This is a genomic window from Bradyrhizobium sp. CCBAU 53338, assembly GCF_015291665.1.
Lineage (GTDB): Bacteria > Pseudomonadota > Alphaproteobacteria > Rhizobiales > Xanthobacteraceae > Bradyrhizobium.
Genome location: NZ_CP030048.1, coordinates 3,852,057 through 3,867,038, shown reverse-complemented (window position 1 = coordinate 3,867,038; position 14,982 = coordinate 3,852,057). Strand labels below are relative to the sequence as shown.

At 63.1% G+C, this 14,982-nt stretch carries 13 protein-coding genes; 5 read left to right on the top strand and 8 right to left on the bottom strand.

What is annotated here, in order from left to right; genetic code table 11:
- Positions 1–7: 7 nt before the first annotated feature.
- Positions 8–1,216: a deoxyguanosinetriphosphate triphosphohydrolase gene (locus XH90_RS18135; RefSeq protein ID WP_194475736.1), complete on the bottom strand. Its 1,209-nt coding sequence runs from the start codon at positions 1,214–1,216 to the stop codon at positions 8–10.
- A gap of 109 nt (positions 1,217–1,325) precedes the next feature.
- On the opposite strand from XH90_RS18135, the gene erpA reads away from it, so the two are divergent.
- Complete coding sequence (gene erpA / locus XH90_RS18130) at positions 1,326–1,655, top strand: iron-sulfur cluster insertion protein ErpA (RefSeq protein WP_128951647.1); 330 nt, start codon at positions 1,326–1,328, stop codon at positions 1,653–1,655.
- A 122-nt stretch (positions 1,656–1,777) separates the two neighbouring features.
- Here erpA and XH90_RS18125 read toward each other — a convergent pair whose 3' ends face one another.
- Entirely contained in the window at positions 1,778–3,385 is a 1,608-nt protein-coding gene (locus XH90_RS18125; RefSeq protein WP_194475735.1) for an IS1182 family transposase, read from the bottom strand.
- A 265-nt stretch (positions 3,386–3,650) separates the two neighbouring features.
- Here XH90_RS18125 and XH90_RS39840 point away from each other — a divergent pair, with 265 nt between their 5' ends.
- Together XH90_RS39840 and XH90_RS18115 are read left to right on the top strand one after the other, a co-directional pair.
- The gene (locus XH90_RS39840; protein WP_194475734.1) at positions 3,651–4,103 is read left to right on the top strand and encodes an ankyrin repeat domain-containing protein; all 453 of its coding nucleotides are present in this window, start codon (positions 3,651–3,653) and stop codon (positions 4,101–4,103) included.
- Between the two features lie 128 nt (positions 4,104–4,231).
- Positions 4,232–5,134, top strand: a complete 903-nt coding sequence (locus XH90_RS18115; RefSeq protein WP_194475733.1) for a hypothetical protein — start codon at positions 4,232–4,234, stop codon at positions 5,132–5,134.
- A 219-nt stretch (positions 5,135–5,353) separates the two neighbouring features.
- Here XH90_RS18115 and XH90_RS18110 read toward each other — a convergent pair whose 3' ends face one another.
- The 3 genes from XH90_RS18110 to XH90_RS18100 form a co-directional block, all read right to left on the bottom strand.
- Positions 5,354–6,574: an integrase core domain-containing protein gene (locus XH90_RS18110; protein WP_371748247.1), complete on the bottom strand. Its 1,221-nt coding sequence runs from the start codon at positions 6,572–6,574 to the stop codon at positions 5,354–5,356.
- 156 nt (positions 6,575–6,730) lie between these two features.
- On the bottom strand, positions 6,731–9,061 hold the full coding sequence (locus XH90_RS18105) for an ATP-binding protein (RefSeq protein ID WP_194475732.1): 2,331 nt from the start codon (positions 9,059–9,061) through the stop codon (positions 6,731–6,733).
- Between the two features lie 448 nt (positions 9,062–9,509).
- Positions 9,510–10,190: a DUF4304 domain-containing protein gene (locus XH90_RS18100; RefSeq protein WP_194475731.1), complete on the bottom strand. Its 681-nt coding sequence runs from the start codon at positions 10,188–10,190 to the stop codon at positions 9,510–9,512.
- 252 nt (positions 10,191–10,442) lie between these two features.
- On the opposite strand from XH90_RS18100, the gene xth reads away from it, so the two are divergent.
- Positions 10,443–11,240 (top strand): exodeoxyribonuclease III, encoded by a 798-nt coding sequence (gene xth / locus XH90_RS18095; protein WP_194475729.1) that lies wholly within the window; start codon positions 10,443–10,445, stop codon positions 11,238–11,240.
- Positions 11,241–11,255: 15 nt separating this feature from the next.
- Here the strand turns inward: xth and XH90_RS18090 are convergent, their stop codons facing one another.
- The 3 genes from XH90_RS18090 to XH90_RS18080 all read right to left on the bottom strand — a co-directional run bounded on the left by XH90_RS18090 (position 11,256) and on the right by XH90_RS18080 (position 14,531).
- Positions 11,256–12,077 carry a tetratricopeptide repeat protein gene (locus XH90_RS18090; RefSeq protein WP_194475728.1) on the bottom strand — a complete coding sequence of 274 codons (822 nt, stop codon included), beginning with the start codon at positions 12,075–12,077 and terminating at the stop codon, positions 11,256–11,258.
- Positions 12,064–13,788 carry a dihydroxy-acid dehydratase gene (gene ilvD / locus XH90_RS18085; RefSeq protein ID WP_194475727.1) on the bottom strand — a complete coding sequence of 575 codons (1,725 nt, stop codon included), beginning with the start codon at positions 13,786–13,788 and terminating at the stop codon, positions 12,064–12,066. The genes XH90_RS18090 and ilvD overlap by 14 nt, the downstream gene beginning before the upstream one ends.
- A gap of 392 nt (positions 13,789–14,180) precedes the next feature.
- The gene (locus XH90_RS18080; protein WP_194475726.1) at positions 14,181–14,531 is read right to left on the bottom strand and encodes a hypothetical protein; all 351 of its coding nucleotides are present in this window, start codon (positions 14,529–14,531) and stop codon (positions 14,181–14,183) included.
- Positions 14,532–14,699: 168 nt separating this feature from the next.
- Between XH90_RS18080 and XH90_RS18075 the strand changes: the two genes are divergently transcribed.
- The gene (locus XH90_RS18075) at positions 14,700–14,978 is read left to right on the top strand and encodes a metal/formaldehyde-sensitive transcriptional repressor (protein ID WP_063706516.1); all 279 of its coding nucleotides are present in this window, start codon (positions 14,700–14,702) and stop codon (positions 14,976–14,978) included.
- Positions 14,979–14,982: the final 4 nt, after the last annotated feature.

Genomic DNA, 14,982 nt, shown 5'->3' with positions numbered 1-14,982 from the left:
CCGCCGCCTAACGCAAATCCGGGGTCGAGTCAAAGAGCCGCTGGTGCTCGGTCAAGGCGAAACGGTCGGTCATTCCGGCAATGAAATTGCCGATCCGCCGGGCCCGGTCGCCCTCGTCGTCGCCTTGCGCCCCTACCAGCCATTCCGGCGGCAGGTCAGCGGGAGATGATAGGTACTTTGCAAACAGGTCGAACAGGATCTGTTCCGCCTCGGCCATCACCCGCATCACCCGCTTGTGGCGATACATGTGCCCATAGAGGAAACGCTTGATGGCGGCCTCCTCCTCGGCGACCGCGGCGGGGAACGCGATCAGCGCCCGGCTCTGCTGGCGGACGTCCTGGGCCGATTGCGGCCTGACGGCGGCAATGTTCTTCTGCGCCTCCGCGAACACCGCACCGATCAGATGCGAGATCAGCTCGCGCACCAGCTCAGCGCCGCGCCTGACGTCTTCGAGGTCGGGGTAATGCGCCGCGGTGTCGGCGATGATCTCCGCGGTCAGCGGCATCACCTTGAGGTCGTCGAGATGGAACAGCCCTGCCCGCAGGCCATCGTCGATGTCATGGGCATCATAGGCGATGTCGTCGGCGATCGCGGCGACCTGGGCCTCGAGCGAGGCGAAGCTCCAGAGCTCGAGGTCGTAGGTCCTGATGTAGTCGGCGATGCCGACGGGAATACCGTGCTCGCGATAGCGGCCGACAGGCGCGCCGCTGCGGTCGGTGAGCGGCCCGTTGTGCTTGACGATACCCTCGAGCGACTCCCAGGTCAGGTTCAGCCCGTCGAACTCGGGATAGCGGTGCTCTAGCGAGCCGACGACGCGGAGCGCCTGGGCATTGTGGTCGAAGCCGCCGAAATCCTTCAGGCAGGCATCCAGCGCCCGCTCGCCGGCATGGCCGAACGGCGGGTGGCCGAGATCATGGGCGAGCGCCAGGGTTTCGGTGAGGTCCTCGTCGAGCCCAAGCTGCCGGGCCAGCGCCCGGGCAATCTGGGCGACCTCCAGCGAATGGGTCAGCCGGGTCCGGTAATGGTCGCCCTCGTGGAACACGAACACCTGGGTCTTGTACTTCAGGCGGCGGAATGCGGTCGAATGGATCACCCGGTCGCAATCGCGCCGGAACGGGCTCCGGGTCCGGCTCGGCGGCTCGGTGACCAGCCGGCCGCGGCTGCGATCGGGGTCGCAGGCATAGGGCGCGCGGGGGGCTGCCATTCCGACGGACACGACGAATTTAGTCCCTATCCATTTGATTCTGCGTATCCTTGCACTTAACTATGCCGGACGCGGGATACCAAATGAATTGGCTATGACGCGGGCCTATCGGAGACGAACTATGACCACCCCTGTGACCATCAGTGACCGGGCCGCCCGCCGGATCGGAGAGATCCTCAAGGGCGAAGGCACAGGCGCGATGCTGCGCATCTCGGTCGAGGGCGGCGGCTGCTCCGGCTTCCAGTACAAGTTCGACATCGACCGCGCGCGCGGCGACGACGATCTCGTGATCGAGCAGGAGAACGCGGTGGTCCTGGTCGATTCCGCCTCGCAGCCGTTCCTGGCGGGCTCGCAGGTCGATTTCGTCGACGACCTGATCGGCGCCTCGTTCCGCGTCAACAATCCCAACGCGACGGCGTCTTGCGGCTGCGGCACCAGCTTCTCGATCTAGCCCAACTCAAGATCTGCAAAACAACCCCATGCACAGTAGCCGGGACGCCGGTGCGCCCGCTTCTGCTTTTACGAAATCCATTTGACCCGACGAGGCTGGGCAAGAATTGGGCGTTGGCGGCTTCAGACTGGAACGAAGCGGCCAATTGGGAGCGGCGGCCGGATATTGGTCCAAAGTGCCTCTGGAGTGACCTGGATGTGCTGCAGGAGGGCTGCGAGGATACCTCGGCAAATGACAAGCGTCTTTGCGAGCGCAGCCAGGAACCCGTCAAATCCAAGGATGTTGAGCGCACGGGTGAAATTGTAGCAGAGCGCCATCAGGCTCCATTCGCCGCGGACCTTGTCGAAGCCGCGGACCAGAAAATGACGATAGCCGGCACGGCATTTGAGCGTGCCAAACGGATGCTCGACAATCCCCGAACGACGGCGCATCAGCTCGCCCGCGCCCTGCATCCGTGCGCGGTGGCGTTCGAGAACATCTTCATGCTCCCAGCGACCAATGGTGCGGTAGGTGGTGGTTGGTGAGAGACAGCGGACCTTGAGCGGGCAGCTCCTGCAGGTCACTCCGCGGGCCGCGTAGCGGATCTCGACGCGGCCACTGACGTTCTTTTGCCTGCTCTTGAACGGATGCAGCAGCTGGCCCGCGGGACAGCGGTAGGCGTCGATTGCGCCGTCATAGTTGAAGTCCTTGAGCGCGAAGCGGCCTTGCTTCTCGAGCCGCGCGTTAGCTTCGGGCAGCGGCACATAGGCGATGATGCCCTCGTCCTCGCAGGCCTTCAGTTCGACACTGCTGTAATAGCCCTCATCGGCCAGCGCCTGCAGTGTCTCGGCTCCAAGGGCCTCTTTGGCCGCCTTGGCCATCGCAGAGAGCTGTCGAACATCACTGCTGTCGTTGACCACCTCACTCGCGACAATGAGCTTGTGCTTGTCGTCAACCGCGGTCTGCACATTGTAGCCTGCAATGCCCTGACCGTTCTTGACCAGAAGCCGGGCATCCGGATCCGTCAGCGACATTTGTGTCTCGCCACTCTCTTCCAGCCGAGCCACATCGGCCTCGGCACGCGAACGCTTCGCCATCAACGCCGCGACCTTCGCACCGATATCGCCGCCATCTCCTCGGCCATCACCGCCCGCGCGATCCGTCCCCGGCTTCTTGGCCTCTGTTGCATCATTGTCTTCAAGAGACTTGCGGTAAGCCTCGATCTCCTGGTCCAGCCTTGCGATCTGCTCGCCAAGCCGCCTGCGCGTGAAGATGGAAGCCTTGCTGGCGTCGCCCTGGAACAGGGAACCATCAATCGCTACGATCGTGCCGCCGACAAGCCCAAGCTCCCGAGCCAGCAGCACGAAGCTCCGGTTCGTGGCCTTCAGCGCCTTCCAGTTCTCCTTGCGGAAGTTGGCAATCGTCCGATAACCCGGCTTCAGTCCCTTCAGCAGCCAGATCAGCTCCAGATTGCGGCCAGCTTCCCGCTCTAGCCGGCGCGACGACCTGACCTGGTTGATGTAGCCGTAAAGATAGAGCTTCAGCAGATCGGCAGGATCGTACGGCGGCTGCCCGACTTCTTCCGCGCCACGATCCGCGTGGCCGAAGCCAAGCTTTGCAAGATCGAGCGCGCAAACGAAGCCATCGATCGCTCGCACCGGATTGTCCGGCCCGACATAGTCCTCAATCCGCGCTGGCAGAAGACTGGGTTGCTCCCGGCTCTCGCCGGTCTTAAATGTGCGATTCGCCATAAGACGAATCCTACATCAACTCTCAAAAAATCCCGTTCTTGCCCAGCCTCGTCGGGCAAAATAGGGGTAAGGTGTGATCATCGCGAGGTCCCCAAGGGCGGGGGGACTCGGATAGTCACATGCGCGGTGGGTTCGATACAGTCCAACGCCGAAGCGTCGCCCGCCGCAGACCAATCCTTCGAGAAAGCTAGAAGCACCGCTCAACTCGGTTGTTGTCAGAACATGGGTGATCTGCACCTAGCCGCTTACCACGCTGACGTCGAACATGTTCTGGAACGGCTCGACGCAGGCGACGATCCAAATGAGTACGACCACTCCCTTGCTTTGGGCAGCCTTCCGGGGAGCGGTGGGTGATCAACTGCCGGTCATCCTGGCACTGATCTCGGCCGGCGCAGATGCCAATGCAGTTACACGAGCTGGCGATTCAAATGCGCTGATGCTTGCCGTTCAGTCCGGAAGTGAGGTCCTTGTGAGAGCGCTTGTCGAGCATGGCGCTGAGGTTGACCGCGCGGCTGACGAAGTCACCCCGCTTATGCTCGCCGCACGGATCGGCGCGGCACGGATCGTTGGAAGTCTCCTTGAGTTGGGAGCAGCCCCTGCCGTCCGCATCGGAAAATACACCGCTGCGGAATACGCTTGGCATGGAGGCCACGACCAGCTTGCCGAGCTCCTGGAAGTTTGTGCAGGTGCCCCGTCGCGCTATGACCAATCATCGTAGCAAAAGGGAGAGCGCAAAAGCGCAGGTGGCGGCGAAAATGGGATTGCATATGCTGTCATAGCGCCACGGCGACACAATTGCCCATCTTCATCGCCCGCGGCGCACCAATAGCGGAAGTCAGTTATCCAATGCGCATGATCGATCCTCTGCTCTGCTGCCTCGCCCTACTCCTTGCAATCGCAGCCCTCCCCATGCCTCCCGCGCATGCTGCCGTCACCTGCCCGTTCATCAGCGCCCAGGAGCTCACCGGCGCGATGCCGGCGCTCAAATGGTCGCTGATTTCAAATCAGGACGGACGCGGCTGCATCTATCAGGGCGGGCGCGGCGATACGATGATGCTGTCCGTCTTCCGCAATCCCGACAAGGACCACGCCAAGGAGTTGTACGCGACTTTCGTCAAGACGCTCGGTGAGCGCATGCCGCTTGGCGCGGTGTCCGGGATTGGTGAGGAAGGCCAGGGCGGGACGACCGCCGCTGACGCGCAGCGCCAGGAGGCCTCGGTCGTCGCCTTGTCCGGCGATTGGATTCTCCAGATCAGCGTCTATCCGACCGGCCGGCGCGCCGATAGCGCGCTGCTCGGGCCGGTCACCGAAGCCGCGCGCATTGCCATCGCCAATGTGACCAAGAGCAGCGAGCGGTTCGGCGATTGCGAATGGCTCAACGCCACGGATGCCGACGGCTTTCTCGACAAGAGCACGCTGCAGGTCCAGCGAACCGGCGCCGGCAGCTGCATGATGTTCGATCGCGAGGCCAACACCATGGCTGTTGCGGTCATCACGATGTCGCGTGACACGGTCATCAGCACGATGAGGCGCGCGGGTCCCTGCCAACACGTGGCGATCCCCGAGCTCGGCAGCGAAGCGTTCGGCGAACATTCCTGCACCAAGGGCAACGGCAACGCCGTCAACATCTTTGTCTGGAAGAACGGCAGGCAGGCTTCGATCCTGTTCGCGCCGGTCAAGCCGCATCCGGAATCAGGCTCGGTCGAGCATCTGAAGGCGGTCGCAGCGCGAGTCTATGGAAAGCTTTAGGCGCCGCGTTAGAGCATGACGGTGGAAGTTCGATCGGCCGGCCTTCTACACCTCTCCCCAGCGGGGAGAGGTCGGATTGCGCAGCAATCCGGGTGAGGGGCTGCGCCCAACAGTGAGACCAGAGCCCCTCACCCGGACCGCATCTTCGATGCGATGAGCAACCGGCGACATAGGTAACAGATCAAACCGACGACATGGGTAACACAATTCTCGTTTCGTTCAGGTCTGTTGTTGTTGGGGCTGTGGACCCTGGGGGCAACGCGCAGCGTTGTCCCCAAGTCCACGGCCTTTGCGTTTAGGGCGTCGCAGTTCGTCTGCATGGTGAGCGATGGTGCCGAGCGTGATCGGGCCGTAGCTGACTATCCAGCCATCTTCAGCTTCAGCCAGGCCGACCGGCTCACCCGCCAGAGCTGCGGTGATGTAGATGAACTTGCCGTCGAGTTTGATCTCTCCGTTGTGCCGAACCCGGCGCACCTCCCGATCTCCATACTCCGGCGAGCGCAGGATGCCGTCGAAGCGTCGCGGTGAAGCTCGATAGCGCTCGGCCGGCGTCGCATCGTCGAGTGACTGGTGCGGACGTTCTTCGTTGTAGAGCCGCTGGAAGCTGCGTAGTCGCTTCAGTTGTTCGCGCATGCTGTGCGCCGGCGGATTGGCCACATCCTGCAACAGAGTGAGATGCATGCGCTCGTGACGGCCGTTCTGCTGCGGCTTGCCCGGGGCAATGCGTTCCGGCGTCACGCCGGCCTTGATCAGTTTCACCGACAGTTGCGACAGCCCGCCCGCGCCGGTCGACGCAAAGGGAGAGCCGTTGTCCGACCGCAGGTAACGGGGCAGCCCGAACTCGCGGAAGGCCGCATCCAGCACCGGCCAGACATGGTCGGTATCCGTCCGGGAGAGGGCCTGGCAGCGCAACAGGTAGCGGCTATGAGCGTCGGTCAACGTCAGCGGTTCACACCGCTTGCCGTCGCCGGTCAGGAACCAACCCTTGAAGTCGATGCACCAGACGTCGTTGGCGGCCTCGCAACCGGCAAACGGCGCACTCGATGGCGGGCTACGCCGGCGCAGCTTGCGCTTCACCGTCAACCCCTCGCGGTCGAACAGCTCCCCGATCATGCTCGTCGCCGGCCAAGCCGTTTTGGGCGCGGCGCGCTTCAAATAGGCCCGAACCTTCCTCGGCCCCCAGGTCGGATGTGCCCGACGCACCTCGAGGCAGCGCTCCGCGACCTTCGGGACAATTGCTTGCGGATGATGCGCCGGCGCTCGCGAACGGTCGAGCAGACCGGCAACCCCTTCCTCTTCGAAGCGCGCCAGCCACTTGTATCCAATCCGGCGGCTTACATCGAACCGCCGGCAGATCGCGGCAAACGACTCCTCGCCCTTCTCAACCGCCACCATAAAGCGCATCCGCTCTTCCACGGCACAGGTCTCCTTCCAACCCATCGGCAGGGTCCTCCCTGCCGACAGTTGACCTGTTACCCATGTCGCCGGTCTATTCTGTTACCCATGTAGCCGGTTAGGACCGCGATCCGACCTCTCCCTACGGGAGAGGTGTTCGGAGTTCGTGATTACACCGATTCAACCAAAACGCATTCCGCTTTAAGCCCCCGTCATCTGCCTTTCCTCGTCCGTCCACTCCACTTCATCGGGCATCAGCGCCGGCTGCAGCGGCGCGCCCTCCGTCGACACGTGGCCGTCCAGCGCGCGCAGCAGGGCCGCGACCAGCGCAGGCTTGCGCAGCGGCTTGGCCAGGAAGTCGGACATGCCGGCCTCGCGGCAGATCCTCACGTCCTCTGGGAAGGCGTTGGCGGTCAGCGCGATGATCGGCAACGCCGCGAAGCGCCCTCCCTCCGCGCGGATCGCGCGGGTCGCGGCAAGGCCGTCCATCTCGGGCATCCGCACGTCCATCAGCACGATGTCGTAGTCGGCTTCGGACGCGGCCGCGACGGCTTCGACACCGTCGGTGACGACGCGCAGCTCGACGTCGAACGCACCCAGCATCTTGCTCACGACCATGCGGTTGACGGCATCGTCTTCCGCGACCAGCACCTTCAGCGGCCGGTCGAGGCTCGCAATGCGGGCCTTGAGCTCGTCGATCTCGTCGCGGCCTGCATCATGGTCGGATGTTTGCGCCTGGCTCCAGGGCAGCACCAGCGTGAAGCGGAAGGTCGAGCCCTCGCCCGGCGCCGAGGTGACGCCGATGGTGCCGCCCATCTGCTCGATGATGCGCCTGGAGATCGCAAGGCCGAGCCCGGTGCCGCCGAAGCGGCGGCTGATCGAGGCGTCGGCCTGGGCGAAGTCCGAAAACAGCTGCCCGAGCTTTTCGGGCGCAATGCCGATGCCGCTGTCCGTCACGATCCATTCGACGGTCGCGAGCAGATCGCGGCGCGCCTGGCAGGTGGCCTTGATCGTCACCTCGCCATGGTTGGTGAACTTCACCGCGTTGGAGGCGAGATTGAGCAGCACCTGGCGGATGCGTGCGACGTCGCCGCGCAGCGTCGGCGGCAGGTTCGGATCGAGCTCGACCTTGACGAGGAGCTCCTTGCTCTTGGCGCTTGCGCGCACGACGGTCGCAAGCGTCTCGACCAGCGCTTGCGGCGCAAAGTCGATCGCCTCGAACTGGAAGCGCCCGGCCTCGAGCTTGGAGAGATCGAGGATGTCGTTGAGAATGCGCTGGAGGTTGTCGCCGGACTCGCGGATCGTGATGACGGCTTCGCGCTGCTCCGCATCGAGATCGGTTTCGAGCAGCATGCTGGCAAGCCCGAGCACGCCGTTCATCGGCGTGCGGATCTCGTGGCTCATCACGGCGAGGAAATCCGATTTGGCGCGGCTCTCGGCTTCGGCCTTCTCCGCGCGCCAGCGCTCGGTGACGTCGCGGCCGAAGCCGCGATAGCCCAGAAATTGCCCGTCGCGGTCATAGGCTGGCTTTGCGGTCAGCGACCACAGCCGCGCTTCGCCGCCGGCGACGACCTTCAAATTCATCTCGTGCAGCGGCTCGGCATGCTCCATCAGGCCGACGACGTTGTAGGCGGCCGCCTTGTCCTCGGGGCAGAGCATGTCGAGCACGTCGGCGAACAGAGATCCTTTCAGCAGCGGAAGCGGCAACTGCGCGACGTCGGCGAAGCGCTGCGGCACGTCGGTGAGATGCCCGTCTGCGTCGGTCTGCCACAGCCAGTCGCTGGCGTTCTCCTGAAAATCCTTCAGCAGCAGCGAGATGATCTCGGTCTGGCGCTCGAGCTCGAGCTGGGCCTTGAGATTGCCGAGGAACAGATTGCCCTGCGAGACGATGTTACGCGCCATGAAGAACGCGAACAGCATCAGGAACACCGCGGTCACCAGATAGGGCCCCGTGCCGCACAGCAGCAGCGCACCGGCGCAGGCCACAGTCATGGTCGCGAGATAGACGAGGCCGGCGCGCGGAAAGGTCGACAGCGTAAAGGCGCCGCCGGACATCATGCCGACCATCAGGCAGGCCAGGATGAGCTGGCTGGTCGGTCCGACCTGGCTGAACAGTGCCAGCGGCAGCGTGCCCCAGATCGCGGCGAGGAAGAATGCCTGCCGCATCATCTGCCGCGCCGCGCGCGGCGAAGCTTCCTGCGGTGGATTGCGGTGCGAGCGCTGCCATGAGCGCACCGCGAGCGAGGCGACCGCCGTGAGGGTTGCGCCCCAGATCGCGAGGAAGTCGTTCCAGCCCCTGCCCCAGAACAGGATCAGCACGATGGCGACGTTGAGCATGGTGACGGCCATCGTCACCGGGATTGCCCTCGTCACCGCATCGATCTGCTTGGCGCGGATGCGGCGCAGCTCGCGCTCGCTGAGACCGGTGATCAGGCCGTCCTCGATCTCGAAGCCGCCGAGCCAGTACAGGAATGCGCCGAACAGGCCGTCGCGCGGCTCAGTGGATTGTGAAGATTTGTCCGGCCATCCCATTCGAAAAACCTTTTCCGCATCAATGGCCCAGACCCGCCTTAAGCCGGGTTAATTTTGTGGGAGATTTTGCGGCGTCCTTGACGGGCGCGTTGGCAGTTTGTTCTAACCATGGCCCCTGCCCGGAGCCGCCCCCATGCCCATCAGAGTTGCCACCTGAAAGGCGACTACGAATCTCTGCGGATCACGTCAATTCACGCAGGATTCGGGCAAATCACGCGTAACGCCCTGATCGGACTCGTCTTTTCTGAAAGAGAACGTGTAAGCCTTTGAGTTTTAGGGCCTTTTGTACCGGCGCGATTTGGGGGTATTTGTGGGGGTATTTTGTACATTCTAATTTTCAGAAATTAATACCCGAAAGGCTGCCCTGTTTGCGGCTTCGTTGGCCAGCCTTCGTTGTTTCCGCGCGCCCGCGCCATCGTCTTGAAGGCCTGTTCCCAACGCTGCGCGGTCATGAGGAAATATCGATGCCGAGCCGCCTCGCTAAATCCATAACGTACGCGGCATGACCGGGATTGCGCGTTTGATCGCGGGCTTGCAACGCGAGCAGTCGCTGCGCCGCGTCACGCTTGCCCCGCTCCAACAAGATGAGCGCGCAGACAATTCGTGGAACAGCGATCAGGTTGTTGTTGTCGGCTTGGTTGCCGAATTCAGCGAGAATTTGATCGCGACGCTCAAAACGCCTGAACAATGGAATCGCTTCGGCTTCCAAGAGCCGCCGTATTTCATCGACGAGTGCGTCTGAGGATGAAATGGTCCACCAGCGCTCGCTGCTGTTGGCGCCGCGACCCAGTCGAGAGCGAATGCAGCAATTGTAGTCGTGAATGATCTTCTTGGCTTCGCCGCTGCCTTGATGCCGTGCGACCTCGGGAACGTAGATCCCCAGATTCACAGTGAAGCGGCCATACAGGTTTTCCCTCAGTCCAGAAATATATGTGGTTCCTGGAGGATCGAATGATCCCATCTGAAAGCCTACGACATGCGTCAGGCCTTCCGATGTCGTACGGTTAAGGGTACGGCCGTGTTTGCGGAAGCCGCGTTGGCGCAGCCAAGGGGTCAGGCGCTGCTGCAATCCGTCCATCGCGCCGACCAACTCTGATTTCGCCATCGTTGCCCACAACACCACTATCATCGGAACTTACCATTGGCTCCTCTTGACGCGCATCTCGCGTGTTGATGATGCGTGAATTTTGCGCCGTGATGCTGCGTGGCGTGATTGATTGCTGCTATCGACTTCTGGATGCAGTTAGCCTGCATGAGACTACTAATTGTGGGTTCGCGCCCTGTTCTCTACCAAACAAAATTTGGGGTATTTTAGGGGGGGAGCTTTTCTATAGTGGACAATCGGCTAGGAATGAATCCCGATGATGTACAGTGATTTGCGATGACCCTCCGTGTAGCCACCTGGAACGTGAATTCGGTTCGGCAGCGGATCGACCTTCTTCTGACGTGGCTGAAGGAGTGCCAGCCCGATATCGTCTGCCTCCAGGAGATCAAATGCGTCGACGAGGCGTTCCCGCGGCTGGAAATCGAGGCGCTCGGCTACAACGTGGTGACCCACGGGCAGAAGACGTTCAACGGCGTCGCCCTGCTCTCCAGGCTCAAATTCGACGAGACCAAGTCGGGGCTCGCCGGTGACGACGAGGATTCGCACGCCCGCTTCCTCGAAGGCGTGGTGACGCTCAAGCGCGGCGTGCTGCGCATTGCCTGCCTCTACCTGCCCAATGGCAATCCGGTCGGAACCGAGAAATACCCTTACAAGCTCAAATGGATGTCCAGGCTTCTTGAGTATTCGAAGGAGCGCCTCAAGACCGAGGAGCCGCTCATCCTCGCAGGCGACTTCAACGTCATCCCGCACGCCCGCGACGTCTCCAATCCCGCCGCCTGGACCGAGGACGCGCTGTTCAAGACCGAGACACGCGAGAGTTTTCAGTCCCTGCTCGGCCTCGGCCTGACGGACGCCTTGCGCGCCGTCACCGACGAGGGCGGGCTCTACACCTTCTGGGACTACCAGGCCGGGGCCTGGCAGAAGAACCAGGGCCTTCGCATCGACCATCTGCTGCTGTCGCCGCAAGCCAGCGACAAGCTCGCCAATGTCGGCATCGACAGCTATGTGCGGGCCTGGGAGAAGCCGTCGGACCACGTGCCGGTGTGGGCGGATCTGGATCTGGAGGCGGCGTAAGGCCGCCTCAACAGATTACTCGCGACGGCCTTGCACCCACTGTTCCAGCATTTGCAGGCACATGGCGCGGTCGTCGTCCGACGCCTTGGCGAAGGCGCGGTTGTAGTTTTCCTTGATCCAGACCTCATCGGTGCCGGCACTGTCACGCGCGAGCGTCAGCCACATCAGGCCGCGCGCGGCCTGCCGCGGCAGGCGGTCGCCGTTGAACAGCATCTGGCCGAGCAGCGCCTGGGCCTCGTGCTGGCCCTTCTGGGCGGCAAGGCCGAGCCAGCGTGCGCCGTAACGGAAATCCTCGCGCGAGGCGTCCGGCGTCTTCAGATAGAGCCGGGCGAGATCGTATTGGGCATCCGCATTGCCGAAATAGGACGCCGCATAGGAGAACATCTCCCGCGCCCTGTCAGGATCGGCCTTGACCTTCGAGTTGGGGATGCCGTTCAGATAATAGCGGCCGAGCGCGACGAAGGCGTTGGCCACGACCTGCGCCTGGGCCGTCAACGGGCTGTCTTCGGCGTGCGCATTCGCAATCCGGGTGAAATAGTCGAAGGCGCGCACATCGTCCTGGGCGACGCCGTCGCCGCTGGCGTACATGCGGCCGAGCTTCCATTGCGCAATGGGATGACCGCCCTCGGCGGCATATTGCAGCGCGCTGAGCGAGGTCTCCTGGGGCGCGGCCGGCGCCGACCTGCGCACTGCGGCCGCCGAGCCGGGCAAGGTGGTAACGACCGGGATGGCCGCATCCTTCGGGTTGACAGGCGCACCGTCGAAGGCGAGCGCCGGCGCGGCCAGCGCGGTAGCCCCGAACACAAACGCAACTATGGCACGCCTAGATGTCCGCATAGCACTGTTTCTCGTGCGCGCCGCCCGGATGGGTCACTGCCCCCCCGACCGCTGGTCCAACCTGCTGAGCATATTTCCAGAGCGCACCCGACGTGTGGTTAGTCGCGCGAGCGCTCCATTTGGTCTTGCGCTGAGCCAGCTCAGCGTCACTCAATTTTACGTTAAGAGTCCCGACGTCGGCGTCGATCTCGATGATGTCGCCGTCCTCGAGCAGCCCGATCGGCCCGCCGACCGCAGCCTCCGGCCCGACATGGCCGATGCAGAAGCCGCGCGTGGCGCCGGAGAAACGGCCGTCGGTGATGAGCGCGATCTTGCCGCCCATGCCCTGGCCGGTCAGCGCCGCGGTGGTCTGGAGCATCTCCCGCATGCCGGGGCCGCCCCTGGGGCCCTCGTAGCGGATCACGATGACTTCGCCTTCCTTGTAGGTGCGGTTCTGGACAGCCTCGAACGCATCCTCCTCACGGTCGAAGCACCTGGCCGGACCGGTAAACTTGAGGTTGGACATTCCCGCGACTTTCACGATCGCACCTTCTGGCGCCAAATTGCCCTTCAGACCGACCACACCACCGGTCACGGTGATGGGCTTGTCCGCCGGGTGCACCACGTCCTGGTGCGGATTCCATTTCACGCTTTTGAGGTTTTCGGCGATCGTTCGACCGGTGACCGTAATGCAGTCGCCGTGGAGAAATCCGTTGTCGAGCAGCGTCTTCATCAGAAGCGGTATGCCACCTACTTCAAACATGTCTTTGGCGACATAACGGCCACCCGGCTTCAAATCCGCGACATAAGGTGTCTTTTTGAAGATTTCGGCGACGTCGAATAAGTCAAACTTGATACCGGCCTCGTGCGCGATGGCCGGCAGGTGCAGTGCAGCATTGGTCGAGCCGCCAGATGCCGCCACGACGGCCGCGGCATTCTCGAGCGCCTTGCGGGTGACGATGTCGCGCGGCCGAAGGTTGGACGCGATCAGGTCCATCACCTTCTCGCCGGCGGTCATGCAGAACGCGTCGCGGATTTCGTACGGTGCGGGGGCGCCGGCCGAGTAAGGCAGCGCCAGCCCGATCGCCTCCGAGACCGTCGCCATGGTGTTGGCGGTGAACTGTGCGCCGCAGGCGCCCGCCGAGGGGCACGCCACGCGCTCGATCTCGTCGAGGTCCTCGTCGGACATGGCGCCGACCGAGTGCTTGCCGACCGCCTCGAACATGTCCTGCACGGTGACCTGCTGGCCGCGGAAATTGCCGGGGAGGATCGAGCCGCCATAGATGAAGATCGAGGGCACGTTGAGGCGGACCATCGCCATCATCATGCCCGGCAGCGACTTGTCGCAGCCCGCGAGCCCAACCAGCGCGTCGTAGGCATGGCCGCGGACGGTCAGCTCGACGGAATCGGCGATGCATTCGCGCGACGGCAGCGAGGAACGCATGCCGTCATGACCCATGGCGATGCCGTCGGTGACGGTGATGGTGCAGAATTCGCGCGGGGTGCCGCCGGCGGACGCGACGCCCTTCTTCACCGCCTGCGCCTGGCGCATCAAGGCGATGTTGCAGGGGGCGGCTTCGTTCCAGCACGAGGCGACGCCGACGAAGGGTTGATGGATCTGCTCGGTGGTCAGACCCATCGCGTAGAAGTAGGAGCGATGAGGCGCGCGCGCGGGGCCTTCCGTCACGTGACGGCTCGGCAGCCTCTGCTTGATGTTGGCCTTGGCGTCCATCGCGACCAGTTTCCTCGGGTCCAGTTTCCTTGGCCAACCCTTGTCAGTTCAGGAACATCAGACCCAAGATTTGAATCGACCTTGGGATTTCCCGCCGCCTGCAAGGGACCAGCCGGCCCCTGAAACATTAGAGAGATTTTATTCATGTTCAGGTGTGGCCAAAAAGCGGCGTCGATGCGAACGACCGGTGATGAGGGTTAAATCCGCTGTGAGTGTTGCTCTGACAGCACAATCGTTACCGGGAAGACACGCACCGGCTTACCCCATACCCTCGCAGAGATGACATCTCGCAATCTCTGATTTCACGATGCGGGGCGCGCGACCGGCTTGACGGCGATGGCGCGCGGCGCCGCGACTGAGTCGGAGCGACCGAGCAAGCGAAATCATGATTTTCAGAAACCGCAGTCGCGATATTGCTTTCTCACAAGCCGGAAATGCGAGCCCACCTCGACGAAGTCGAGGTCGATGCACTGCTGGCCGTGGCGGACCTCCGTGAGCCCCTCGCAACGGAGATATTCGATGTTGATGCGCCAGCGCTTCTCGGCCGGGGAATAGGTTGCGAAGTCGTGCTGGGCGCTGGCCGGTCCTCTGCACAGGCTCGCAATGTACTGGCGGATTTCAGGCGGCAGGGCGCCGATATGCTCGGGATTCCAGGGATCGTCCTTGGATGGCGAGCTTCCCCTTGAATCGGCCGGCAGTGCGCTCGCGAGCAGAAGGCAAGCTCCGAGAACAAGTGCACGCATCAACATTTCAGGCACCTCCGTGAGTGAGGGCTGCGTCAACCTTAGTCCCTTTCAGGCCGAGCAAGACGCAGAAAGTCGAGCGGCAGTGCCGTCCCCCGTTACCGGTCGTCCGGTGCCCCGCGGCAAGCGCGCATTGACTCATATAGGGTACCCCCCTATCTTACCCTGATGTCACACACGATCAAGCACAAGTCGAAGCTCATCGGCCGCGTCCGGCGCATCAAGGGGCAGCTCGAGGCCGTCGAACGCGCGCTGGAGTCGGAGATCGGCTGCGCCGACGTGCTGATGCTGGTGGCTTCGGTGAAGGGCGCGATCAGCGGCCTCACCACCGAACTGCTGGAAGACCATATCCGCCATCATGTCGTGGATCCCGCGCACGAGAAGGATCCGGAAAAGGCCAAGGGCGCCGCCGACCTGATCGACGTCGTCCGAACCTATTTGAAGTGAAGAG